The sequence below is a fragment of the Pandoraea sp. E26 genome (assembly GCF_000681415.1).
Taxonomy (GTDB): Bacteria; Pseudomonadota; Gammaproteobacteria; order Burkholderiales; family Burkholderiaceae; genus Pandoraea; species Pandoraea pnomenusa.
In genome coordinates, this window is record NZ_AYXJ01000028.1 from 60,356 (window position 1) to 81,816 (window position 21,461).

The following is a 21,461-nucleotide window of genomic DNA, read 5'->3' on the forward strand; positions in this document are numbered from 1 at the left end:
GACATCGGCGGCGCGTCACGACGCTCACACTTCGGAGTAAGGCATGGCCGGTCTCGACTCGGTTCTGGCCACGACACTCGCACGGCGGCTCGACTCGCTGCTCGGCCTCGGCCAGGGCGGTTCATCGACGAATGCTCCCAGTGCCATCGCAGGCACCCAGCCGACGGGAGACGCCACCACGGCCCTCGGCGACCTCGCCGCCAAAGCCTCGCCCACGGCCGTCGGTCTTGGCAACACGCCGTCGCAAACCCCTGCCCGGCTGCCGACGCCAGTCCAGCAGGCGACGCTGTCCGCCGCCGCCCGCACCATCGACACCATCCTGCGTCTCGCCCCCGACTCGCCCGGTCCCGTGCAGGCCAGCGCACCAGTGTGGCCTGCCGCCCCCGGCACGGGCGCGCCCGCACTGGCGCCGTTGCTCGCCTCGGCATTGAAGGAAGCATTGTCGGCCAGCGGACTGTTCTACGAATCGCATCTTGCGCAGTGGGCCTCGGGCAGCCGCTCGTTCGAGCAGTTGCAGGCCGAGCCGCAACTGCGCTGGCCGGCGTCGGCCAACCTCGCCGCGCAGTTGCGCGCCGCCGGGGCCGACGCCACGCTGCCCGGCCCCGGACCGCTCACCCGTTTGCTTGGACCCGCGGGGGCGGAAGCGTCGCTCGCGACCGGCTGGCCGACGCTCAGCGCGGCCGGCTTGCCCGGCGCAACGCCGCCGGCGCCGGTGCAGGCGGGCGTGCCGGGCCAACCCACGCCCGGCAATGCCGCCGACGGCGGATTGAACGCGAGCGCGAATCTCCCGAACACCGCCACGGCGCTGGCCCATGCGGCCAGCGTGGCGCATGCCACGAACACCGTGCTGCCGAGCGGTCACGACCTCGCCGCCGTGTCCCCGGCCGACGGCGGTGCCGCCACGGCCAGTTCCACCGGCGCACAGCCCCATGGACCGGCGGGCGCAATCGCCGCCGTAGCCAATACCCCGGCCGAGAGCGTGACGCTCGTGCGCCAGCAGCTCGACATGCTCGTCAATCCGCAGTTTCAATGGAACGGCATGGCGTGGCCCGGCGCACCGATGGAGTGGCAGGTCGAAGAACGCGCCGGACAAGGCGCGCCCGGCGAAGCGACGGCCCCATCGACCTGGCACACGCACTTGCGGCTCACACTGCCGTCGCTGGGTACCGTCGACGTTACGCTTGGCCTGTCGGGTCAGCAGTTGCAGGCACGCTTGCTGACCGACTCCACGGCATCGGCCGATGTGCTCTCGCATGAGGGCGAGGCGCTGCGCCAGCGGCTCGCGGCGGTCGGTCTCGTCGCAAGTCAGTTGTCGTTCGGCGCGATGGACGGCACGATGGACGGCGGAACCGGCGGCGGACCGGCGGGCGCGGTGTCAGGCTCGGACGAGTCCGTCGGGCCGTCTGCGCGCATGCACGCAGACACCGCTCCCCCACCGACGAGCGAAGGCCGGACGTCGCCTGCCGCACAGGGAACGGATGGCACGCCAACGGGAGGTGACGCATGACGCTGCCGCCCGAACGCCGCACCGCCGTTGCGCTTGCCTACGGCGCCAAGGACGCGGCACCGCGCGTCGTGGCCAAGGGCTACGGCCTGCTGGCCGACACCATCGTGCGCACTGCGCGAGAGCATGGACTGTATGTGCACGAGTCGCCGGAACTCGTGAGCCTGCTGATGCAGGTCGATCTCGACCAGCGCATTCCGGCGCAACTCTATCAGGCGGTGGCGGAACTGCTGGCCTGGCTGTACAAGCTCGAAGCGGGCCGGGGCGGCAAGCCGCCGCCGCTGCCCCCGGGCGTGCTGCCGCCCGAAGCACTCCCCGAAGCCGCTGCCGCGCCGGCGGCCCCACCCGCCGGGCCTGAATCGGCGGCCTGACTTCCACCGGCGCCAGGCCGCCGTCGCGTGGCTCGATCTCACCAAGACGCCAAGCCGTCCCCACCATAAAAAAGCCCCGCCTGACGACGGGGCTTCTTCATTCACGGCACTCACGTCATGCCCGGCGCATTCGCTCGCCACCGCCAACGTCTGCGGCAACGCACGCCTGCAACGGCCCGACAACGGCCCGACCGCGGCATTACACCTGCATGTTCATCACGGTGGTGTAGGCCGAAACCAGCTTGTTCCGCACCTGCAGGCTCATCTGGAAGCCGATGTTCGCCTTTTGCAGGTCGACCATCACGTCGTTGAGCGCCACGCCCGGCTCCCCCATTTCGAACGCCCGGGCTTGCGCCTCGGCGCCGTTCTGCGATGCCGACACCCGCTTGAGCGACGCTTCCAGCTCGGACGCGAAACCGCCCGTCTTCGACGCCGACGCCGCACCGGCGTTGGACGTACCCATAATCGAGCCCGCCGCCTGCGACGCCACGCCGCCCAGCTTCTGCAGTACCGATTCGATCCCCGGAATAGCCATATTGCCTGTCCTCGATTGGCCCGGCGGCACGCAACTTCGCGCAGCGCTGGCCGGTTTGCCTCTGGTTAGCCTTTTTCAGCTAGGTCGGAGCTTAGCACCGGTCGGCAAGCCTCCAATACCTTAATTAACGGCAAAACACCCGCCTAATCCACAGAACGATTCCACATTCGCCAACGAATAATCTGGACCATCGGCGTCGTGCGCTCCAGAGACCGGATCCTTTCCGTTCCTTCGCCCCCAAGGGCCTGAGCACCGCACCAAGCGTACCCCCGGAGAATCCTGTCGCATGTTAGTGAGCACTTCCACCGCGATGAACGTCATGACAACGCCGCTGGCGTGGAGCCGCGCATGAATGCCGCCACGCAGCCGGCCGACGTTGCCGCCAAACCCCCTCTGCTGGCGCAGTTGCGTTCGCGTGAACGCCTGCCCCTGCTCATCGGGGGTGCGGCGCTCATCGCGCTGCTGATCGCCGTTTTCCTGTGGAGCCGCGCGCCCGATTACAAGGTGCTTTACAGCAACCTGAGCGACCGTGACGGCGGCGCGATCATCACGTCGCTCCAGCAGATGAACGTGCCTTACAAGTTCGCCGAGGGCGGCGGTGCCATTCTGGTACCCGCCGAGCAGGTGCACGACGTTCGGCTGCGCCTGGCTTCCCAGGGCCTGCCCAAGGGCGGTCTGGTCGGCTTCGAACTGATGGACAACCAGAAGTTCGGCATCAGCCAGTTCGCCGAACAAGTCAATTACCAGCGCGCGCTCGAAGGCGAACTCGCCCGCTCGGTCGAGTCGCTCTCGGCCGTGCAGGCCGCACGCGTGCACCTGGCGATCCCCAAGCCGTCGGTCTTCGTGCGCGAACAGCAGAAGCCGAGCGCCTCGGTGCTCGTCACGCTTTACCCGGGCCGCGTCCTCGACGACGCCCAGGTCAGCGCCATCGTTCACATGGTCGCGTCGAGCGTGCCCGAGCTGCCGGTCAAGAACGTCACCGTGCTCGATCAGAACGGCAATCTGCTCTCGGCGCAAAGCGGCAATGCGCTGGGTCTGGACGCCAGCCAGCTCAAATACGTGCGCGAGCTCGAGCAGTCGTACGCCCGTCGCATCGAAGCCATCCTGAACCCGATCGTCGGGCCGGGCAACGTGCACGCGCAGGTCACGGCAGACGTGGACTTCAACCAGGTCGAGCAAACGTCCGAGAACTACAAGCCGAACTCCGGCGAGCAGGCGGTGCGCAGCCAGCAAAGCAGCGAAGCCTCGCAGATCGGCATCACGCCGCCGGGCGGCGTGCCGGGCGCGCTGTCGAACCAGCCGCCGGGCCAGGCCACCGCGCCGATCACGCAGCAGCAACAACAATTCGCTCAGCAGGGTGCGAACCCGGCAAGCGCGGCCAGCGCGCCGCAGGGTCCGCGCAGCGATCGCAAGGACGCCACGGTCAACTACGAGGTCGATCGCACGATTCGCCACGTACAGCAAGCCACGGGCGGACTGAAGCGCCTCTCGGCCGCCGTGGTCGTGAACTATCGTCCGGGCACCGACGCCAAGGGCAAGGCCGCCATGGTCGCGCTCACGCAGGCGCAGCTCGACCAGATCCAGAACCTGTCGAAGGAAGCCATCGGCTTCTCTGCGCAGCGCGGCGACACGCTCAACATCGTGAACAGCCCGTTCACGGTGGAAGAAGATCCGGAAGCCAACCTGCCGTGGTGGCGCCAGCGCCAGAACATCGAGCTGGCCAAACAGGTCGGCAAGTGGGCGCTGATCGGGCTGATCGGCATCTATTTGTGGTTCGGCGTGGTGCGCCCGGCCATTCGCAAGCACCTCACCCCGCCGCCGCCGGCCGAGCCCTCGCTCGCTGGTGCGGGCGGCGCGGTCGGTGCGGGCGAGGAAGGGGCCGAGGGCGAGAGCGCCGACGGCACGCCCGGCAAGTCGGGCGAACTCAGCGCGTACGAGCGCAACTTGCAGTATGCGCGCCAGGTCGCGCGACAGGATCCGAAGATCGTGGCAACGGTAGTCAAATCATGGGTGGGTGGTGGCGATGAGCGCGGCTGAGGGACTCCAACGCAGCGCCATCCTCCTGATGTCGCTGGGTGAAGACGAAGCGGCGGAGGTCTTCAAGTACCTTGCGCCACGCGAGGTGCAAAAGCTCGGTGCGGCCATGGCCTCGCTGCGGCAAGTCACGCGCGACCAGATCGCCGACGTGCTCCAGGACTTCGTGCTCGAAGCCGAGCAGCACTCGGCGCTCTCGCTCGACTCGTCGGAATATATCCGTTCGGTGCTCAACAAGGCACTGGGCAACGACAAGGCCGCGGGTCTCATCGAGCGCATTCTGCAAGGTGGCGACACCAGCGGCATCGAAGGCCTCAAGTGGATGGACTCCACTGCCGTGGCCGAGCTGATCCGTCACGAACATCCGCAGATCATCGCCACGATCCTGGTGCATCTCGACCGCGACCAGGCGTCGGAAGTGCTCGCGCTTTTCACCGAACGCCTGCGCAACGACGTGGTGCTGCGTATCGCGACGCTCGACGGCATTCAGCCGGCCGCCCTGCGCGAGCTCAACGACGTGCTCACCAAGCTGCTCTCGGGCAGCGAAAACATCAAACGCAGCCCAATGGGCGGCGTGCGCACCGCCGCGGAAATCCTCAACTACCTGGGCGGCGTGCACGAAGAGTCGGTCATCGAAGCCGTGCGCAACTACGATTCGGACCTCGCGGCGAAGATCGTCGAAGAGATGTTCGTGTTCGAGAACCTGCTCGACGTGGAAGACCGCAGCATCCAGGTGCTGCTCAAGGAAATCGAGTCCGAGTCGCTCATCATCGCGCTCAAGGGCGCGCCGGCCGAGCTGCGCGAGAAGTTCTTCAAGAACATGTCCGCGCGAGCGGCCGAACTGCTGCGCGAAGACCTCGAGTCGCGCGGTCCGGTGCGTGTCTCGGAAGTCGAAGCCGAGCAGAAGAAGGTGCTGCAGGTCGTGCGGCGCCTGGCCGATCAGGGCGCCATCATGATCGGCGGCCGCGGCGACGACGCCTACGTATAACGGATCGGGGCCCGCGCGCATGTCGACCATCATTCCGAAAGAACGCCTCTCCGCCTGGCAACGCTGGGAGATGGCGTCGTTCGATCCGCCGCCGCCCCCGCCGCCGCCCCAACCCGAACCGCCGCGACCGCTCGACGATCCGGCACTGGCCGCCCAGATCGCCGCATGGCGCGAGGAGGCCCGCGCCGAAGGTCACGCGCAAGGCTACGCGGCAGGCCACGCCGAAGGCTATGCCGCCGGTCAGGCCGCCGGTCAGCACGAAATCGACACCCGCGCGGCGCAACTCGCCGACATCGCCCATGGTTTCGGCAACGCGGTGAATGCCATCGACCGGGAAGTCGCCGAGCCGCTGCTTGGGCTGGCGCTCGACATTGCGCGTCAGGCGCTGCGCCAGACGCTCACGGTGCGCCCCGAAACGCTCCTGCCCATCGTGCGCGAGCTGCTTGCCAACGATCCGCTGACCGGCTCGCCGCGGCTGTTGCTCAACCCTGAAGACGTGACGCTCGTCGAAGCCCATGTGGGCGCGGAACTGCAGGCCGCCGGCTGGACCGTGCGCGCCGACCCGGCCATCGAGCGCGGCGGCTGCAAGGCGGAAGCGGCCAGCGGCGAAGTCGACGCCACCGTAGCCACCCGCTGGCAACGCGTGATGGCCGCCCTGGGCAAGGACCTGCCATGGTGAACGCCGAACTCACCCCGCTCACCGCTCATGCGCCGGTGCTGTCCAGCACCGAAAACACGCATGGCGAGGCACCGGCCGCGTCGCCTTCATCGCCCGAGCCCGTGCCGGCGAACGACGGCACGACGCCCTCGGTGCGGCTGTGGGATGAGATCGACACGCCGGCCCCGCCCGTGCAGGCCGGCGCACTGCAACCTGAAGATCACGACGACGCCCCGGGCGATCCCGAGACACGCCATGCCGCGCGCGCCACCCGGGAAGCGGACGGGCCGGCCGACGCTGACACCGACGCGCCCGCGCCGAAAGCCGCCGTGCACGCCCTGAACGCCCGTGAGATCGCTCGCGACGCGCATCTGCGCCGCTGGCAGAACACGTTGCGCGAGCGCATCGCGCACGTGCACGCCGTGGAACCCACGCGCCGCTGCGGCCGGCTCACCCGCGCAGCGGGCCTCGTGCTCGAAGCCGTCGGCCTGCGCCTGCCCGTGGGCGCCGGCTGCCTGATCGAGTTGCCGGTGCACGACGCATCGCGCGAACCGGCGACCGCCGAAGCCGAAGTGGTCGGATTCGGCGGCGACCGCCTCTTTCTCATGCCGCAAACGGAAGTCTCCGGCCTGCTGCCCGGCGCCCGCGTGTTCCCCATGGAACCGGCCGCGGACGGCCCGCTGCCGAGCCAGCGCCACAACGGCAAACGGCTGCCCGTGGGCGAAGCCCTGCTCGGCCGCGTGGTCGATGCCGCCGGCCGTCCACTCGACGATTTCGGCCCGCTCGGCATGACCGACAGCGCGTCGCTCGCCTCGGTGCCGATCAACCCGCTCGGCCGAGCGCCCATCGAGTCGGTGCTCGACGTCGGTGTACGCGCGATCAATGCCCTGCTCACCGTCGGACGGGGCCAGCGCATGGGGCTCTTCGCGGGCTCGGGGGTCGGCAAGAGCGTGCTGCTCGGCATGATGGCGCGCTTCACGCAAGCGGAGGTCATCGTCGTCGGCCTGATCGGCGAGCGCGGCCGCGAAGTGAAGGACTTCATCGAGAACATTCTCGGGCCGGACGGTCTGGCGCGTTCGGTCGTGGTGGCGGCACCGGCCGACGTCTCGCCGCTGCTGCGCCTGCAAGGCGCGGCCTATGCCACCACGCTCGCGGAGTACTTTCGCGACCAGGGCAAGGACGTGCTGCTGATCATGGACTCGCTCACCCGCTATGCCATGGCGCAGCGCGAGATCGCGCTGGCCATCGGCGAGCCGCCCGCCACCAAGGGGTATCCGCCTTCCGTGTTCGCCAAGCTGCCCGCGCTCGTGGAGCGCGCCGGCAACGGCCCGGACGGCGGCGGCTCGATCACGGCGTTCTACACCGTGCTCACCGAGGGCGACGATCAGCAGGACCCGATCGCCGACTCGGCCCGCGCCATTCTCGACGGCCATATCGTGCTCTCGCGCCAGTTGGCTGAATCGGGCCATTACCCCGCCATCGACATCGAACAGTCGATCAGCCGGGCGATGGCCGCGCTCATCGACGACAACCAGTTCGACACGGTGCGCCGCTTCAAGCAGATGCTCTCGCGCTACCAGCGCAACCGCGACCTCATCAACGTGGGCGCGTACGCGCCGGGCAGCGACCCGATGCTCGATCAGGCCATCGAGCTCTATCCCCGTCTCGAAGGCTTCCTGCAGCAGGGAATGCGCGAGCGGGCCAGTTATCCGGACGCCGTGCAGCAGTTGCGCGGCCTGTTCCACTGATCGGAGGCGGCCATGAATTCCACCCTGCCCCTCAAGTTGCTCATCGAACTCGCCCAGAAGGACGTCGACGAAGCCGCACGCCTGCTCGGCGAACGTCAGACGCAGCGGGCCGAGGTCGAGCGTCAGCTCGACGCCTTGCGCCAATATCGCCACGAATACCGCACGCGCATGCAGACGGCGACGGTTCAAGGCATGGCGGGACACGACTGGCGCAACTTCCAGCAATTCATCGACACGCTCGACACGGCCATCGGGCAGCAGGCCATGCTGCTCGAGCAAGCCGAGGAGCGTCTTGCGGCCGCACGCCGGGAATGGCAGGCGCAACAGCGTCGCCTGAATTCCTTCGGCACGCTCGCCACGCGCGAAGAAGCCCGCACGGCGCTGCGGGTGGCGCGTCGCGAACAGAAGGAAAACGATGAGTACGCCGCGCGCAGCCTGCGACGCCGCGCCGAATCCCCGATTTGAAGGACCGAACCGACATGTCGATTCTGAGCTTCCTGACCGACGCCGCCGGCGCCGCCCAAGCCGCCAAGGCCAATCGCGCCGGGGCGTCGAACGCCGACGACGGCAGCGCGCTGCCGTTCTCCACCGTGCTCTCGCAACAGACGCGCCAAACCGTGGCGCCGGCGGCAAGCAATGCTGCGGGCAACACTGCGCAGGGCGCGTCCTCGAACAACGCCGGCAGCACGAAGTCTTCCGACAACACGACCAACGGCAGCGCGTCGGCGAGCCAGGCCGGTCAGACGGCGCAAAGCAATCAAACGAACGCTTCGAACGCTTCGTCCAAGACGACGAAGGCAACGACGGCCGACACCGACAAGGACGAGAACGCCGACGACGAAGTGCAGGCCGCCGCGCCCGGCGACCCGGCGGCCGCCCTGGCCGTCGCCCTCGCCGCGATGAACAATGCACCGCTCGCGCCGCCGCAAGCGCCCCCACCCGCCGCCGCGGCCGGCGCTGACGCTGCCGATGGCAAGCCGGGCAAGGGTGCCGCCATTGCGGCCGCCGTGAACGGCGCCCTGCAAGCGAGTGGCGCCGCTCAACTGGCCGGCCAGCCACCGGTCGGCGCCGACGCAAACGGCGCGAAGGCAACCACGGCCGCGAGCCAGGCGCCGGCGGCCGGCGCCGTCACGCCGGCCAACCCGACCGGCGGCATCTCGCTCGACACCCTGGCAAAGAACGCCACGACGTCGCAGCCCGCCACCGTGCCGCAGCCGGCCGCGGCCGAAGCCAAGTCGACATCGCCCGCGGGCGCCGACGCCCAGCGCATGGCCGATGCCATGACGCAGGCGCAAGGCCATCGCGACGCCACCGCACAGGCGAACACCGCCACCCAGGCGATCCAGGCTGCCGCACAGGCCGCACAGGCAACAACGCCCGTCGTCGATGCCCAGCCACAGCTTCAGGCCCAGGCCAACCTGCCCGCGGCGCTCGCGCTGAACGCGCGCGTGGGTACGCAGGACTGGAACAACCAGCTCTCGCAGCAGGTCGTGTGGCTTTCGTCAGCCCATGCGCAGACCGCGCAACTGAGCCTGAACCCGCCCGATCTCGGCCCGCTTCACGTGGTGCTGAACGTGGCGAACGATTCGGCGCAGGCGATGTTCGTGTCGCAGCATGCCGCCGTGCGCGACGCGGTGCAGGCCGCGCTGCCGCAGTTGCGCGAGAGCCTCGCCAACAATGGCATTGCCCTGGGCAATACCACCGTGAGCAGCGACAGCGCGCAACAGCAGGCCTTCGCGCAGCACGGCGCCAATGGCAATGGCGGCAATGGCGGCGGGAACGGGAACGGAAGCGCGCGCGGCACGACCGGCTTCGGCCAGACCGACGACGCACCGCTCGCCACCACGGTCAGTGTGCCGATGCGCGCCGCCAACGGCCTGGTCGACACGTTCGCCTGACGCGCCCGACAGTCCGGGGCTGACGCGACGCCCGGGAACCGCGGCGGCATTGGCCGCCCGGCCGGGCGCGACGGTGCGCCGCAGCGCCCTAAAGCCCGCGAGCGTTTCTGCCGTTAAGACAAAGACACGAGTTAGACGCGATTGTCCCTTCTTTTCGGCCGATCACCCGATGGCGGGTTGGCCGACAATCTTTACCCAATAGCAGGCGAACACATGGCAAATCCCGCATCGACGCAAGCCGCGGCTCCCTCTGGCGGGGGCATGCGCAAATGGATTCTGTTGATCGTCGCGGTAGCCCTCATGGCCGCCGCCGGCGCCGCAACGGCCGTGTATTTGCTGACCGGACGCAACGAAGCGGCGAAAGCACCGCCGCCCCCGCCGCCACCGGTCTTCGTGAGCATGGACCCGTTTACGGTGAACCTGACCGGCGAGGACGGCGAACGTTACCTGCATATCGGCCTCTCGCTCAAGGTGGCGGATGCCGAGACGCAAGCCCGCATCACGCAGCACATGCCCGAAGTGCGCAGCCGCGTGTTGCTGTTGTTGTCGTCCAAGCAGCCGCAGGATCTGGCCACGATCGACGGCAAGCGTCGTCTGGCAAGCGAAATCCGCTCGCTGGTCGCGCAACCGTTCGCGGCCAACATGCCGCAGCAGGCCGTGGGCGAAGTGCTGTTCACCGCGTTTGTAATTCAGTGAGTGATTCATGGCGCATGAGGAGTTCCTGTCGCAGGAAGAAGTCGATGCCCTTCTGAAGGGTGTCACCGGCGAGCAGGATGACCGGTCCGAGTCGGTAGATCATTCCGGCATCAGGCCATACAACATCGCGACGCAAGAGCGTATCGTGCGCGGGCGCATGCCCACGCTCGAGATCATCAACGACCGCTTCTCGCGCCTGTTCCGTATTGCGCTGTTCAACTTCATGCGCCGCAGCGCCGAAATCTCGGTGAGCCCGGTGCGGGTGCAGAAGTACAGCGAGTTCATTCGCAACCTGCCCGTCCCGACCAATCTGAATCTGGTCCACATCAAGCCGCTGCGCGGCACCGCGCTGTTCGTGTTCGACCCGAACCTCGTGTTCCTGGTGGTGGACAACCTGTTCGGCGGCGACGGCCGGTTCCACACTCGCGTGGAAGGCCGCGACTTCACGCAGACCGAGCAGCGCATCATCGCGCGTCTGCTCGACCTGGTGTTCGAGAACTACGGCGCGTCGTGGAAGCCGGTGCATCCGGTGGAATTCGAGTACGTGCGCGCGGAGATGCATACGCAGTTCGCCAACGTGGCCACCCCGAACGAGGTAGTGGTCACCACGACCTTCGACATCGAGTTCGGCTCGGTCGGCGGCGAATTCCACATTTGCATGCCGTACTCGATGATCGAGCCGCTGCGCGACCAGCTCTCGAGCCCGTTGCAAGGCGAAACCCTCGAAGTCGACAAGCGCTGGGTGCGGCTGCTCTCGCAGCAGGTGCAGGCCGCCGATGTCGAGATCGTGACCAATCTTGCGCAGATCGACATGACGCTGTCGCAACTGCTCAACATGCGCGTGGGCGACGTGATTCCGCTCGACGTGCCCGAAGTGCTGGAAGCCAAGGTCGATGGCGTGCCCGTGATGCACTGCAATTACGGCGTCTTCAACGGCCAATACGCGCTGCGCGTGAACCAGATGATCAACCATTCGCACAGCGATTACTCGAAGGACAACGACTGATGAGCGATACCCCTCAAACGCCCGGTGACGACGCCCAGGCCATGGCGGACGAGTGGGCCAGTGCCATGGCGGAGCAGACGGCTGCCGAACCGGTCGCCGAAGCCGCGCCGCAGCCGACCGCCCCCGTGTTCCAGCCGCTGGCCGCCACCGCCGGCAACCCCGGCACGGCCACGCACAACGACATCGATCTGATCCTCGACATCCCGGTCCAGATGACCGTGGAGCTCGGCCGCACGAAGATCGCCATCAAGAACCTGCTGCAACTCGCGCAGGGCTCCGTGGTGGAGCTCGACGGCATGGCCGGCGAACCGATGGACGTCCTGGTCAACGGTTGCCTCATCGCCCAGGGCGAAGTGGTGGTCGTGAACGACAAGTTCGGCATCCGCCTGACTGATATCATCACGCCATCCGAACGCATCCGTAAGCTCAACCGATGATTCCTTCCGATGTCCGCGGCAAGCCCGTGTGGCGCGCCGCGGCAGCCGCCACCGCCCGAGTGGTAGCCAAAGCTACGCTTATTGCGTATTTCCCGGCGTCATTCGTCGCCACCGCCCACGCGCAGGGCGCGGCCTCCCAGGCCGCCGCCGTGCCGAGCCTCGGCGGAGCAGGCATCGTGCAGACGGGCCTCGGCCTGGTGCTTGTGCTGGCCCTGCTTTTCGGGCTCGCGTGGCTCGCGAAGCGATTCGGTCTGCAACGTCCGCTAGGCGGGGGCAACGTGCGTATCGTCGGCAGCGCCGCGGTCGGCCAGCGCGAGCGCGTGGTGGTGGTGGAAGTCGCGGGCGACTGGGTCGTGCTGGGCGTGGCACCGGGACAGGTGCGCAGCCTGCACGTGATCGATGCCGACCGTGTCGCCGATCTGCCCGCCGCGCCCCCCGTTGCCCATCCGGGCGCGCAAGCCAACCGTGCCGCGCAGGCTTTTGCACAAAAGTTGCGCGAATCGATGAAAAAGGATTCCTGATGTCACGCGGTCAGTCCCGGAGCCCGATGGGTCCGGCGCTGGGGTCGGCTCTGGGGTCGGCTCTTGAGTCGGCCCGGCTCGCGCGGAGCGCGCCTGTCGCGCTGATCGCCCTCGCGGCCGCCGCCCTCATCGCGCTGATGCTGCCGGGCGCCGCTTTCGCGCAGGCCACGCTCCCCGCCCTCACGAGCACCCCCACGCCGGGCGGCGGACAGACGTACTCGCTGTCCGTGCAGACGATGCTGCTGCTCACGTCGCTGGGGTTCCTGCCGGCGATGCTGCTGATGATGACGGCCTTCACGCGCATCATCATCGTGCTCTCGCTGCTGCGGCACGCCATCGGCGTGACCACCTCGCCGCCGAACCAGATCCTGATCGGGCTGGCGCTGTTTCTCACCTTCTTCGTGATGTCGCCGGTGTTCGACAAGGCCTACACCGACGCCTATCAGCCCTTCGCCGCCAACAAGATCAGCTTCGAACAGGCGATCGACACGGGCGCCAAGCCGTTCCACGCGTTCATGCTCAAGCAAACCCGCGAGGCCGATCTGGCACTCTTCGCCAAGCTGGCGAAGACCCCGCCGATGAACGGCCCGGAAGACGTGCCGATGCGCATTCTCGTGCCGGCGTTCGCCACGAGCGAGCTGAAGACGGCCTTCCAGATCGGCTTCACGATCTTCATTCCATTCCTCATCATCGATCTGGTGGTCGCGAGCGTGCTGATGTCGATGGGGATGATGATGGTTTCGCCCTCCACCGTGTCGCTGCCTTTCAAGCTGATGCTGTTCGTGGTGGTCGACGGCTGGCAACTGCTGCTGGGCTCACTCGCCCAGAGCTTCACGATGTAGCGGCGAGGCGCAGGATATGACTCCGGAAACCGTCATGGCGCTGGCCCATCAGGCAATGCAGGTGACGCTGCTGCTCGCCGCGCCGCTGCTGCTCGTCGCGCTCGTCTCCGGTCTGCTCGTGAGCCTGTTCCAGGCGGCCACGCAGATCAACGAAATGACGCTGTCGTTCATCCCGAAACTGCTCGCCGTGTTCGTCACGCTCGTGATCGCCGGCCCGTGGATGCTCAACCTGATGGTCGACTACATGCGCCAGCTGCTCACCGGCATTCCGGGCCTGGTCGGCTAGGCCGCGCGGGCGCACCGGCGGTGATCAGCTTCACTTACGAACAGCTCTCGGGCGTCATCGCGGCGTTCCTGTTTCCGTTCGTGCGCCTGCTGGCGTTGTCGATGAGCGCACCGCTCTTTGGCGACGTCTCCGTACCCTCGACCGTCAAGATCGGCCTGGCCGGCATTGTCGCGCTCGCGCTCGCGCCGGTGCTCGGGCCAATGCCGGCCGTCTCGCCGTTTTCGTGGGAAGGCCTGTGGATCATGGTGCAGCAGATCGTGATCGGCGCCGCGCTGGGCTGGTGCATGCAGATCGTGTTCTCGGCGATCAGCATGGCGGGCGATTTCGTCGGCTTGCAAATGGGCCTGTCGTTCGCCACCCTGCTCACGCCCAACAGCGACGGCAGCACCGCCGTGCTCGGCATGCTGCTCAACGTGGTGGCCATGCTCGTGTTCCTCGCCACCAATGGCCATCTCGTGATGTTCGCCACGCTCGTGCAGAGCTTCACGGTGCTGCCCGTGTCTTCCGTACCGCTTGCCGTGACCGGCTGGCAGTACCTTGCCATGCTGGGCGGTCAGCTGTTCACGCTGGCGCTCATGCTCTCGCTGCCGCTCGTGGCCGCGCTGCTCATCTGCAACCTCGCGCTGGGTATTCTCAACCGCGCCGCGCCGCAGCTCAACATTTTCGCGGTGGGCTTTCCGCTCACGCTGGGCGTCGGCCTGGTCGTGATCGAGCTGATGATGCCGCGCATCGCCCCGGTGATGGACCACTTCTTCTCGATCGGCATCGACATGATGATTCGCGCGAGCGCCGCCTTCGTGCCGAAACTCTGAGCGCCGGGCGCCATGCTCGCCTGCGTCGCGCTTCACGAGCGCCGCTTGCCGGCCATCCGCAAAAGGACGACGGGCCACCCGGCATTGCCGCGTGGCCCGCGCTTGTCGACGTTGGAGACCTGGGGGAGACATGCTCCCGGCCCCGCCTCGCCGATCAGAGGAAGTTGAACAGCGAGAGCTTCTGGGTCTGCATGAAGCTTTGCTGCGATGCCTGCAAGGCAGCCTGCAACTGCGCGAATTTCGTTGCCGCCGAGTTCCAGTCCACGTCGAGCAGATCCGACAGTTGCGACTGGTAGTTCAGCGAATTCGTGTCGCCGATGTTGTTGAGCGACGTCAACTCGTTCATGCGCGAGCCTACCGTGGTGCGCACCGTGGTCACGTTGTCGTAGGTGTTGCCGAACAACTGGTTGAACGTCGTGAGCGCGTTGCTCAGATTGGCCTGGCCGGTGCCGTTGGTACTGTTGATCGGCGTCTTGAGCGTATTGATGAGCGCCTGCAGGTTGTCGAACACGTTCGTGCTGCCCTTGTTCGCCGGTTGCACCGTGTACGTGTCGCCCGTGGCCGGTGCGCCGGTAAAAGTCACGCTCTTGCCGCCGAACGCGATCGGCTGGCCTGCCGTGTAGGCGCCCGTCACATCGGCCACCGTGGTGTCCGTCATGTCCTTGACCGTGTAGTTGGTCGAGGGCGGCGTGGTCGTGTTGTCGATCGCGAAGCTGATCTGATACTGGTGGTTCGCGCCGGCGTTGGTCACGTCGGTCGTCGACACCGTGGAGTACACGCCCGTGCCCTGGTTCGTTGCGCTGCCGCTGATCACCGCGCTGGCCGTGCCGGCCTGGACGCCCTGGAAGATGGACGAACCGATGTCGTTGACGGCGATCTGGCGGTTCGGGCTGACCTGAACGTAACGCACGCCGGTGTCTCCGGCATACGATGCGCCGGTCGCCGATGCCACGTACGCGGCCGAATTGCCCATGAAGCCCGAGAACAGGTACTGACCGTTTGCGTCGGTCGTGTTCGCCAGCGAGAGCAGTTGCTGAAAGCTCGACTGCAGATCGGTGGCGATGGTCGCACGATCGTTGTCGTTGAGCGTGGGGTTGCCCGCCGCGACCACCTGCGACATCACGTGCTGCAACGAATTGATGATGCTGCCGAAGGTCGAGTCCTCGAGCTGTAGTTGCGTCGTTGCCGAGGCGCGGTTCGACGCGTACTGCGTGTTCATGTCGTTGTCCTGCGACACCGCCACGGCCTGCGCTGCGGCGATCGGATCGTCGCCCGGCGTGGTCACGCGCTTGCCCGAGGAAAGCTGCGCCTGGGTGTTGAGCAGATCAGAGGTGTTCTGGCTCATCGCCCGCATCCCCTGGTCGTAGATCATGTTGGTGCTGATACGCATCGCTGTGCCCCTGCGCTTAGTTGACCATCTGGAGGATGGTGTCGAACAGCGTCGACGCGGTCTGAATCACTTTCGAATTGGCCTGATAGAGCTGCTGAAACTTGATCAGATTGGCCGCTTCTTCGTCGAGGTTCACGCCGGAATTGGACGACTGTGCTTCCTGCGCCTGCTTGAGCAGCGTCTGCTGGGCCGCGCTGGTCGACTTGTACGTGTTCGTGGTCGAGCCCACGTACGACACGAGGTTCGCGTACGCGGACGCATAGCTTTGCGAGCCGCCGACCTTGGTCTTGTCGTTCTGCAGTGCCGACAGCGCCAGGCCGTTGCGGTTGTCGGTCACGGCGCCCGACGTATTCGGGGCGATCGTGAACGTATCGCCGTTGTTCGGCGTGCCCGACAGGTTCACGGTCATGCCGCTCATCGTGATCTTGGCGCCGTTCGTGGCGTCGTAGGGCACGGTGGCGCCCGCGGCGTAAGTGGTGGTCGTGCCATTGACCGTCACGGTCATCGGCGCCGGGGCCACCAGCGTGAGCGCACCGGTCGTGGCGTCCTTGCTGAACGTGAAGTTGACGGGTGCAGTCAGTACGTTCGACAGATAGGACGCGTCCACCGAGCCCTGATCCACCTTGAGCGAGCCACCATTGGCCGTGCCCGTCGAGGCAATGATCGGAGCGGCCAGCGCGATCTTGCCCGGATCGGTGATCGCCACGCCGATGTTCTGGGCAGCGTTGCGCGTCGGCTGGATCGTGAAGCTGTCGCCCGCGACCATGCCCGCGGTCGTGACCGAGAAGCCGTCGGCGAACGCCGCGCCGGTGCTGTCCTGGAAGTTCAGCGCCGCGCCCGGCGTGGCCGGCGCGCCGGCAGTCCACTTCGCGCCGTCGGTCAGGCGCGTCATCGTGTAATTCGTGCCGTCGTAAGTCACCGTGTAATCGCTCGTGGTGACCTTCGAGGCGTCGGTGATCGAGGCGTTGAGCGTGGCCGCGTTCGAGTTGCCCGTGTTCGCGATGATCGTCGGATTCGGCACCGTGAAGAAGTTACCGCCGAGTTGGCCGTACAGATCCAGGCCCAGCTGGTTCTGTGCGTTGAACGTGCCGGCCAGCGACAGTGCGATCTGCCCGAGCGAGTTCTGGGCCTGCGTAAGCGCACCGCTGCGGAACGACAGCAGGCCGGCGAGCGAACCGCCGGAGATCGACGATTCCGGAATGGCGACCTTCGTGCCGTTGCCCATGATATAGGCCACGGTCAGTTGCGACGGGTCACTCGTCGACGCGATGGTCGTGAGCTGGTAGGCGGAGTTTCCCGAAACCAGCGACTGGCCGTTGCCGATGAAGACGTTGTACGAGCCGTTGCTGTCCTTCACGACGTTCGTCTGGACGATGGCGTTCAGGTTGGCGATGGCCTGGTCGCGCTGATCGAGCAGGTCGTTGGGCGTGGCGCCACCGCCGTTGGCCTGCGCCTGCACGATCGCATCGTTGAGCGTGGCGATCTGCTTCGCGTAGGTGTTGATCTGGTCGGTCGACTGCTGGATGTTGCCGTTCACGGCGGTGCGCAGCGACGACAGCGTGCCGGACAGCGACTGGAACATGCTCGTGAGCGTTTGCGCCGACGAAATCACCGTGGCGCGCGTGGCCGAGTTGTTCGGCGCGGTCACGATGGTCTGCAGGTTCGTGAAGAACGTCGACATCGATGCCGACAGGCCCGTGGTGGAGCTGCCCAGCGCGTTGTTGATCTGCGAGATCTGCTGGTAGTACGTGTTGAGCTGGCTGTACTGGGTCTGCGCCTGGTTCGCCTGGTTAGCCAGGAACTGGTCGTACACGCGCGACACGTCGTTGACCAGCACGCCCTGGCCCAGGTAGCCCACGCCCGTGAACTGGCTGTCGGCCTGGGTGTAGCTGACGATCTGGCGGTTATAGCCGGCGGTCCCCGAATTGGAGATGTTATTGCCGGTGGTATTCAGGGCGAACTGGGAGGCGTTCAGCCCGCTCATGCCAATATTGATTAGGCTCATGATCTCGCGGCTTGAATAAGAGGCGCGCCCCGCGGTGAAATGCCCGCTCGCGCGCCGTTACCGATGTGTTTACGGCAGTCCGGCAGCAATATTGAGGGTGACACGCCCCCGATCGCTTCGGGCGCGATGCCGTGCCGCTCGCCCCGTCAGGCGAAGTGCTTCATGATCTTGATGAGCTTGCTCGCGTACTGCGGATCGGTGGCGTAGCCGGCGCGCTGCAGATTCGTGGCGAAACCGGCGGCGTCGTTGGCGCTGGCCACGACCGATGCATAGCGCGGGTTCTTCGAAATCAGGTTGGCGTAGTCGGCGAACGCCTCGTCGTACGAGTGGTATGCGCGGAACTTGGCCATCACCTTGCGCGGCTGGCCGTTCACGTACTCCGTGGTCGCCACCTCCACGGTCGGGCCGTTCCAGTTCTTGCCGGCCTTGATACCGAAAACGTTGTAGCTCGTGCTGCCGTCGGCGCGACGGATCTCGCGCTTGCCCCAGCCGGACTCGAGCGCCGCCTGGCTGAGCATGAACCGCGCCGGAATGCCACTGCTCGCGCTGGCGTTCTGCGCGGCCGTGGCCATGCGGTCGACGAACTCGCCGGCCACCGCAGGCGCGCCGTCGGCCACCCCGATGGCGTCGGCCGAGTTGTATGCGCGTCCTTGCAGCGACTGCTGACGCCCCATCGCGGCAGGCGGCAGTGTGGTGCCGGTTCTGGCGAGCTGCTTGAGCATGAGGTCGGCCAGACCGATGCCCTTGTTCGAGGCAAGCTGCTGGGCGAGCTGATCGTCGAGCATGCCGTTGAACATCTTTTCCTGATCGCTGCCCAGCAGCCCGCCGGACATCGTGGCCTCGCGCATGCTCTTGACCATCATCTGCGTGAAGACGGCCTCGAACTGCTTGGCGGCTTGCTGCGTGGCTTGCGGCGTCTGTTGATGGGCAGCGGCACGCAGCGCCGTGAGGCCCTGCATGTCGTAGGAGGCGCGTTGCGTCAGATCGGGCAGCGAGGCGCCCGCCGCGCCCGTGAGTCGGTTGCCGTCGGCCATATCAGATGATCTCCAGATCGGCGCGCAGGGCGCCCGAGGCCTTCATGGCCTGCAGAATCGACATCAGGTCCGCCGGACTCGCGCCAAGCGAGTTCAGCGCCTTGACGACGTCGGCGAGGTTGGCGCCCGCTTTGACCATCCTGAGCGCGTTGTTCTCCTGTTGGACGGAGATTTGCGAATTCGGGGCCACGACCGTCTGGCCGCCCGAGAACGGCGCCGGCTGGCTCACGTTGTTCTGGGTATCGATGACGACCGACAGGTTGCCGTGAGCCACCGCGCACTGCTGGATCGTGACATTCTGGTTCATCACGACCGAGCCGGTGCGCGCATTGATGATGACGCGCGCCGCGGTATTGTCGGGCTTCACTTCGAGGCTCTCGAGCTGGGCGAGGAATTGCACGCGCGAGGCCGGATCGGTCGGCGTGCGCAGCAGGATCACGCGCCCGTCGAGGGCCTGTGCGGTGCTGTAGCCGAAACGGCGGTTCACGGCATCGACCACGCGCTGCGCGGTCGAGAAGTCGGTCACATTGAGCTCCATCTGCACGGTGCCCGGCTGACCGCCCATGGCGGTCGGCACGGCGCGCTCGACGATGGCCCCGCTTGGAATGCGCCCCGACGCGAGCTGGTTGACCGTCACGCTCGATCCGTTGGCCGACGCGCCGGCCCCGCCCACGAGCAGGTTGCCCTGCGCGAGCGCGTAGACCTGTCCGTCCGGGCCCTTGAGCGGCGTCATGAGCAGCGTGCCGCCACGCAGGCTCTTGGCGTTACCCATCGACGAGACCACCACGTCGATCGCCTGGCCGGGACGCGTGAAAGCGGGCAGCGTGGCCGTGACCATCACGGCAGCCACGTTCTTCAACTGCATATTGGTGCCGGGCGCGACCGTAATGCCCAGTTGCGAGAGCATGTTCGTCATGCTCTGCACGGTAAACGGCGTCTGGGTGGTCTGGTCGCCCGAGTTGTCGAGACCGGCCACGAGGCCGTAGCCGATCAACTGGTTGTCGCGCACGCCCTGAATCGACGCCAATTCCTTGAGCCGCTCGGCGTGGGCGACGCCCGGCACAACGAATGCGCCCGCGACGCCCACCACGCCGGCCACGGCAAACGCGGCGACACGGCGGCCGATGCTCAGGCAAAGCGGAGGGAAGCTAGGCGCACGGCGCGACAGGTACGGCATGATCGACATCAGAATGGCGAAATGTTGAGGAAGAAGCGCTGCAGCCAGCCCATGGTTTCGGCTTCGTTGATGTAGCCCTTGCCACGGTATTCGATGCGCGCATCGGCCACCTGCGTCGAAGGCACGGTATTCGCGCCCGAAATCGTCTGCGGGGCGACGATCCCCGAGAACTTGATGTACTCCGTGCCCTGGTTGATGGCGATCTGCTTCTCGCCGGCCACCGCGAGATTGCCGTTGGCGAGCACGTCCATCACCGTCACGGTGATCTGCCCCGAGAACACGTTGTTGGCGTTGGCCGCGCCCTTGGCGTCGAACTTGTTCGCACCGCTTGCGTCCAGCCCCTGGTTGTTGAGCACGCCGCCGATCACGCCCGGCGTCTGATTCAGCTTCAGGCTTCCGCTGCCGGCGCGCGTCGTATTGGCGGCCGAGTTCTTGCTCGCGGCCGTGTTTTCGTTGATGACGATCGTGAGAATGTCGCCAACGTTGCGCGGGCGGCGGTCCTCGAACAGCGGACGGTTCGAATACAGCGGGCGGTAGATCGAGCCTTCCGGGTCGGCCGCGACCGGCGGGGGCGGCGGACGCGTGGTCGTCGGCCCGGTCACCACCGGCTCCTGCGGCACGTAGGCGCAGCCCGCCAGACCGCTCAGCGCGGCGGCGGCCGCGAGCGCAATAATCCGCGCGAGGCCCGCGCTGCGTGGCTTGAGGGTCGGTGAGGCGGACATGGCAAGACTCCTTACATCTGCGTCAGACGCTGCAGCATCTGGTCGGACGCCGTCACCGCCTTCGAGTTGATTTCATAGGCGCGCTGCGCCGAAATCATGTTCACGAGCTCCTCCACCACGTTCACGTTCGACGTTTCGACGTAGTTCTGGTTGAGCACGCCCGCGCCATTGGTGCCCGGCTGCGCGACGTTCGGCGCGCCCGAGGCGGCCGTCTCGGCGTACAGGTTCTCGCCCATGCTCTGCAAACCGGCGTTGTTGATGAACGTGGCGAGCTGGAACGTACCGATCTGCACGTTGGCCGTGCTGCCCGGCTGCGTGACCGACACGGTGCCGTCGCGCGCAATGGTGAGCGAGAGGGCGTTGGCCGGGATCGTGATCGCCGGCTGGACCGGGTAGCCCGAAGCCGTGACGAGCTGGCCGTTGTTGTCGACCTGGAACGAGCCGTCGCGCGTGTAGGCGGTCGTGCCGTCCGGCATGAGCACCTGGAAGAAGCCGTCGCCGTTGATGGCCACGTCCTTCGCATTGTTCGTGGACGTCAGGTTGCCCTGCGTGAAAATGCGCTCGGTCGCCGCCGGGCGCACACCGGTGCCCAGCTGCAGGCCCGACGGCAGCAGCGTTTGCTGCGACGACTGCGCGCCGGGCTGGCGGATCGTCTGATACAGCAAGTCCTCGAACACCGCCCGGCCCTTCTTGAAGCCGTTCGTGCTGGTGTTGGCGAGGTTGTTGGAAATCACGTCCATGTTCGTCTGCTGGGCGTTCATGCCGGTGGCAGCGATGTAGAGCGAACGGATCATTGG

General features: G+C 66.9%; 22 protein-coding genes. 15 read left to right on the forward strand and 7 right to left on the reverse strand.

Features of this window, described 5'->3' with window-relative positions; translation table 11 throughout:
- The first annotated feature begins 43 nt into the window (after window positions 1–43).
- Window positions 44–1,507, forward strand: a complete 1,464-nt coding sequence (locus W930_RS0117455) for a flagellar hook-length control protein FliK (RefSeq protein WP_023872617.1) — start codon at window positions 44–46, stop codon at window positions 1,505–1,507.
- Window positions 1,504–1,875 (forward strand): EscU/YscU/HrcU family type III secretion system export apparatus switch protein, encoded by a 372-nt coding sequence (locus W930_RS27905; protein ID WP_023872619.1) that lies wholly within the window; start codon window positions 1,504–1,506, stop codon window positions 1,873–1,875. The genes W930_RS0117455 and W930_RS27905 overlap by 4 nt, the downstream gene beginning before the upstream one ends.
- Window positions 1,876–2,074: 199 nt before the next feature.
- Here the strand turns inward: W930_RS27905 and fliE are convergent, their stop codons facing one another.
- Entirely contained in the window at window positions 2,075–2,410 is a 336-nt protein-coding gene (gene fliE / locus W930_RS0117465; protein WP_023598387.1) for a flagellar hook-basal body complex protein FliE, read from the reverse strand.
- A 348-nt stretch (window positions 2,411–2,758) separates the two neighbouring features.
- On the opposite strand from fliE, the gene fliF reads away from it, so the two are divergent.
- The 13 genes from fliF (at window position 2,759) to fliR (ending at window position 14,336) form a co-directional block, all read left to right on the forward strand.
- Window positions 2,759–4,447 (forward strand): flagellar basal-body MS-ring/collar protein FliF, encoded by a 1,689-nt coding sequence (gene fliF, locus W930_RS0117470; protein ID WP_023872620.1) that lies wholly within the window; start codon window positions 2,759–2,761, stop codon window positions 4,445–4,447.
- The gene (fliG, locus tag W930_RS0117475) at window positions 4,434–5,432 is read left to right on the forward strand and encodes a flagellar motor switch protein FliG (RefSeq protein WP_023598385.1); all 999 of its coding nucleotides are present in this window, start codon (window positions 4,434–4,436) and stop codon (window positions 5,430–5,432) included. The genes fliF and fliG overlap by 14 nt, the downstream gene beginning before the upstream one ends.
- Window positions 5,433–5,451: 19 nt before the next feature.
- The gene (gene fliH / locus W930_RS0117480; protein WP_023598384.1) at window positions 5,452–6,111 is read left to right on the forward strand and encodes a flagellar assembly protein FliH; all 660 of its coding nucleotides are present in this window, start codon (window positions 5,452–5,454) and stop codon (window positions 6,109–6,111) included.
- A 149-nt stretch (window positions 6,112–6,260) separates the two neighbouring features.
- Window positions 6,261–7,838: a flagellar protein export ATPase FliI gene (gene fliI / locus W930_RS0117485; RefSeq protein ID WP_369798665.1), complete on the forward strand. Its 1,578-nt coding sequence runs from the start codon at window positions 6,261–6,263 to the stop codon at window positions 7,836–7,838.
- 12 nt (window positions 7,839–7,850) lie between these two features.
- Window positions 7,851–8,303 (forward strand): flagellar export protein FliJ, encoded by a 453-nt coding sequence (fliJ, locus tag W930_RS0117490; protein WP_023598382.1) that lies wholly within the window; start codon window positions 7,851–7,853, stop codon window positions 8,301–8,303.
- Between the two features lie 14 nt (window positions 8,304–8,317).
- Window positions 8,318–9,736, forward strand: coding sequence for a flagellar hook-length control protein FliK (locus tag W930_RS27910; protein WP_023872621.1), 1,419 nt, complete (start codon window positions 8,318–8,320; stop codon window positions 9,734–9,736).
- Window positions 9,737–9,949: 213 nt separating this feature from the next.
- On the forward strand, window positions 9,950–10,432 hold the full coding sequence (fliL, locus tag W930_RS0117500) for a flagellar basal body-associated protein FliL (protein ID WP_023872622.1): 483 nt from the start codon (window positions 9,950–9,952) through the stop codon (window positions 10,430–10,432).
- Between the two features lie 7 nt (window positions 10,433–10,439).
- On the forward strand, window positions 10,440–11,438 hold the full coding sequence (gene fliM / locus W930_RS0117505; RefSeq protein WP_023598379.1) for a flagellar motor switch protein FliM: 999 nt from the start codon (window positions 10,440–10,442) through the stop codon (window positions 11,436–11,438).
- A complete protein-coding gene (gene fliN / locus W930_RS0117510) occupies window positions 11,438–11,875 on the forward strand; it encodes a flagellar motor switch protein FliN (protein ID WP_023598378.1) in 438 nt (145 codons plus the stop codon). Before fliM ends, fliN begins: the two co-directional genes overlap by 1 nt.
- Window positions 11,872–12,396, forward strand: coding sequence for a flagellar biosynthetic protein FliO (gene fliO / locus W930_RS27915; protein ID WP_023598377.1), 525 nt, complete (start codon window positions 11,872–11,874; stop codon window positions 12,394–12,396). The genes fliN and fliO overlap by 4 nt, the downstream gene beginning before the upstream one ends.
- A 137-nt stretch (window positions 12,397–12,533) precedes the next feature.
- Complete coding sequence (gene fliP, locus W930_RS0117520; RefSeq protein WP_048806776.1) at window positions 12,534–13,238, forward strand: flagellar type III secretion system pore protein FliP; 705 nt, start codon at window positions 12,534–12,536, stop codon at window positions 13,236–13,238.
- 16 nt (window positions 13,239–13,254) lie between these two features.
- The gene (fliQ, locus tag W930_RS0117525) at window positions 13,255–13,524 is read left to right on the forward strand and encodes a flagellar biosynthesis protein FliQ (protein ID WP_010807718.1); all 270 of its coding nucleotides are present in this window, start codon (window positions 13,255–13,257) and stop codon (window positions 13,522–13,524) included.
- Window positions 13,525–13,544: 20 nt separating this feature from the next.
- Window positions 13,545–14,336, forward strand: coding sequence for a flagellar biosynthetic protein FliR (gene fliR, locus W930_RS0117530; RefSeq protein WP_023598375.1), 792 nt, complete (start codon window positions 13,545–13,547; stop codon window positions 14,334–14,336).
- A 154-nt stretch (window positions 14,337–14,490) separates the two neighbouring features.
- Here the strand turns inward: fliR and flgL are convergent, their stop codons facing one another.
- The 6 genes from flgL to flgG all read right to left on the reverse strand — a co-directional run bounded on the left by flgL (window position 14,491) and on the right by flgG (window position 21,458).
- Window positions 14,491–15,726 carry a flagellar hook-associated protein FlgL gene (flgL, locus tag W930_RS0117535; RefSeq protein WP_023872623.1) on the reverse strand — a complete coding sequence of 412 codons (1,236 nt, stop codon included), beginning with the start codon at window positions 15,724–15,726 and terminating at the stop codon, window positions 14,491–14,493.
- Between the two features lie 16 nt (window positions 15,727–15,742).
- Window positions 15,743–17,731 (reverse strand): flagellar hook-associated protein FlgK, encoded by a 1,989-nt coding sequence (gene flgK / locus W930_RS0117540; protein WP_023598373.1) that lies wholly within the window; start codon window positions 17,729–17,731, stop codon window positions 15,743–15,745.
- 146 nt (window positions 17,732–17,877) lie between these two features.
- Complete coding sequence (flgJ, locus tag W930_RS0117545; protein WP_023872625.1) at window positions 17,878–18,765, reverse strand: flagellar assembly peptidoglycan hydrolase FlgJ; 888 nt, start codon at window positions 18,763–18,765, stop codon at window positions 17,878–17,880.
- Between the two features lies 1 nt (window position 18,766).
- A complete protein-coding gene (locus W930_RS0117550) occupies window positions 18,767–19,951 on the reverse strand; it encodes a flagellar basal body P-ring protein FlgI (protein ID WP_023598371.1) in 1,185 nt (394 codons plus the stop codon).
- The gene (locus W930_RS0117555; RefSeq protein WP_023872626.1) at window positions 19,951–20,664 is read right to left on the reverse strand and encodes a flagellar basal body L-ring protein FlgH; all 714 of its coding nucleotides are present in this window, start codon (window positions 20,662–20,664) and stop codon (window positions 19,951–19,953) included. Before W930_RS0117555 ends, W930_RS0117550 begins: the two co-directional genes overlap by 1 nt.
- Window positions 20,665–20,675: 11 nt before the next feature.
- Window positions 20,676–21,458, reverse strand: a complete 783-nt coding sequence (gene flgG / locus W930_RS0117560; RefSeq protein ID WP_023598369.1) for a flagellar basal-body rod protein FlgG — start codon at window positions 21,456–21,458, stop codon at window positions 20,676–20,678.
- Window positions 21,459–21,461: the final 3 nt, after the last annotated feature.

Excerpts from the sequence above, each read along its gene's own strand:
- W930_RS0117455 (WP_023872617.1), top strand. The coding sequence starts at position 44 with ATGGCCGGTCTCGACTCGGTTCTGGCCACGACACTCGCACGGCGGCTC.
- W930_RS27905 (WP_023872619.1), top strand. The coding sequence starts at position 1,504 with ATGACGCTGCCGCCCGAACGCCGCACCGCCGTTGCGCTTGCCTACGGC.
- fliE (WP_023598387.1), bottom strand. The coding sequence starts at position 2,410 with ATGGCTATTCCGGGGATCGAATCGGTACTGCAGAAGCTGGGCGGCGTG.
- fliF (WP_023872620.1), top strand. The coding sequence starts at position 2,759 with ATGAATGCCGCCACGCAGCCGGCCGACGTTGCCGCCAAACCCCCTCTG.
- fliG (WP_023598385.1), top strand. The coding sequence starts at position 4,434 with ATGAGCGCGGCTGAGGGACTCCAACGCAGCGCCATCCTCCTGATGTCG.
- fliH (WP_023598384.1), top strand. The coding sequence starts at position 5,452 with ATGTCGACCATCATTCCGAAAGAACGCCTCTCCGCCTGGCAACGCTGG.
- fliJ (WP_023598382.1), top strand. The coding sequence starts at position 7,851 with ATGAATTCCACCCTGCCCCTCAAGTTGCTCATCGAACTCGCCCAGAAG.
- W930_RS27910 (WP_023872621.1), top strand. The coding sequence starts at position 8,318 with ATGTCGATTCTGAGCTTCCTGACCGACGCCGCCGGCGCCGCCCAAGCC.
- fliL (WP_023872622.1), top strand. The coding sequence starts at position 9,950 with ATGGCAAATCCCGCATCGACGCAAGCCGCGGCTCCCTCTGGCGGGGGC.
- fliM (WP_023598379.1), top strand. The coding sequence starts at position 10,440 with ATGGCGCATGAGGAGTTCCTGTCGCAGGAAGAAGTCGATGCCCTTCTG.
- fliN (WP_023598378.1), top strand. The coding sequence starts at position 11,438 with ATGAGCGATACCCCTCAAACGCCCGGTGACGACGCCCAGGCCATGGCG.
- fliO (WP_023598377.1), top strand. The coding sequence starts at position 11,872 with ATGATTCCTTCCGATGTCCGCGGCAAGCCCGTGTGGCGCGCCGCGGCA.
- fliP (WP_048806776.1), top strand. The coding sequence starts at position 12,534 with ATGCTGCCGGGCGCCGCTTTCGCGCAGGCCACGCTCCCCGCCCTCACG.
- fliQ (WP_010807718.1), top strand. The coding sequence starts at position 13,255 with ATGACTCCGGAAACCGTCATGGCGCTGGCCCATCAGGCAATGCAGGTG.
- flgL (WP_023872623.1), bottom strand. The coding sequence starts at position 15,726 with ATGCGTATCAGCACCAACATGATCTACGACCAGGGGATGCGGGCGATG.
- flgK (WP_023598373.1), bottom strand. The coding sequence starts at position 17,731 with ATGAGCCTAATCAATATTGGCATGAGCGGGCTGAACGCCTCCCAGTTC.
- flgJ (WP_023872625.1), bottom strand. The coding sequence starts at position 18,765 with ATGGCCGACGGCAACCGACTCACGGGCGCGGCGGGCGCCTCGCTGCCC.
- W930_RS0117550 (WP_023598371.1), bottom strand. The coding sequence starts at position 19,951 with ATGTCGATCATGCCGTACCTGTCGCGCCGTGCGCCTAGCTTCCCTCCG.
- W930_RS0117555 (WP_023872626.1), bottom strand. The coding sequence starts at position 20,664 with ATGTCCGCCTCACCGACCCTCAAGCCACGCAGCGCGGGCCTCGCGCGG.
- flgG (WP_023598369.1), bottom strand. The coding sequence starts at position 21,458 with ATGATCCGTTCGCTCTACATCGCTGCCACCGGCATGAACGCCCAGCAG.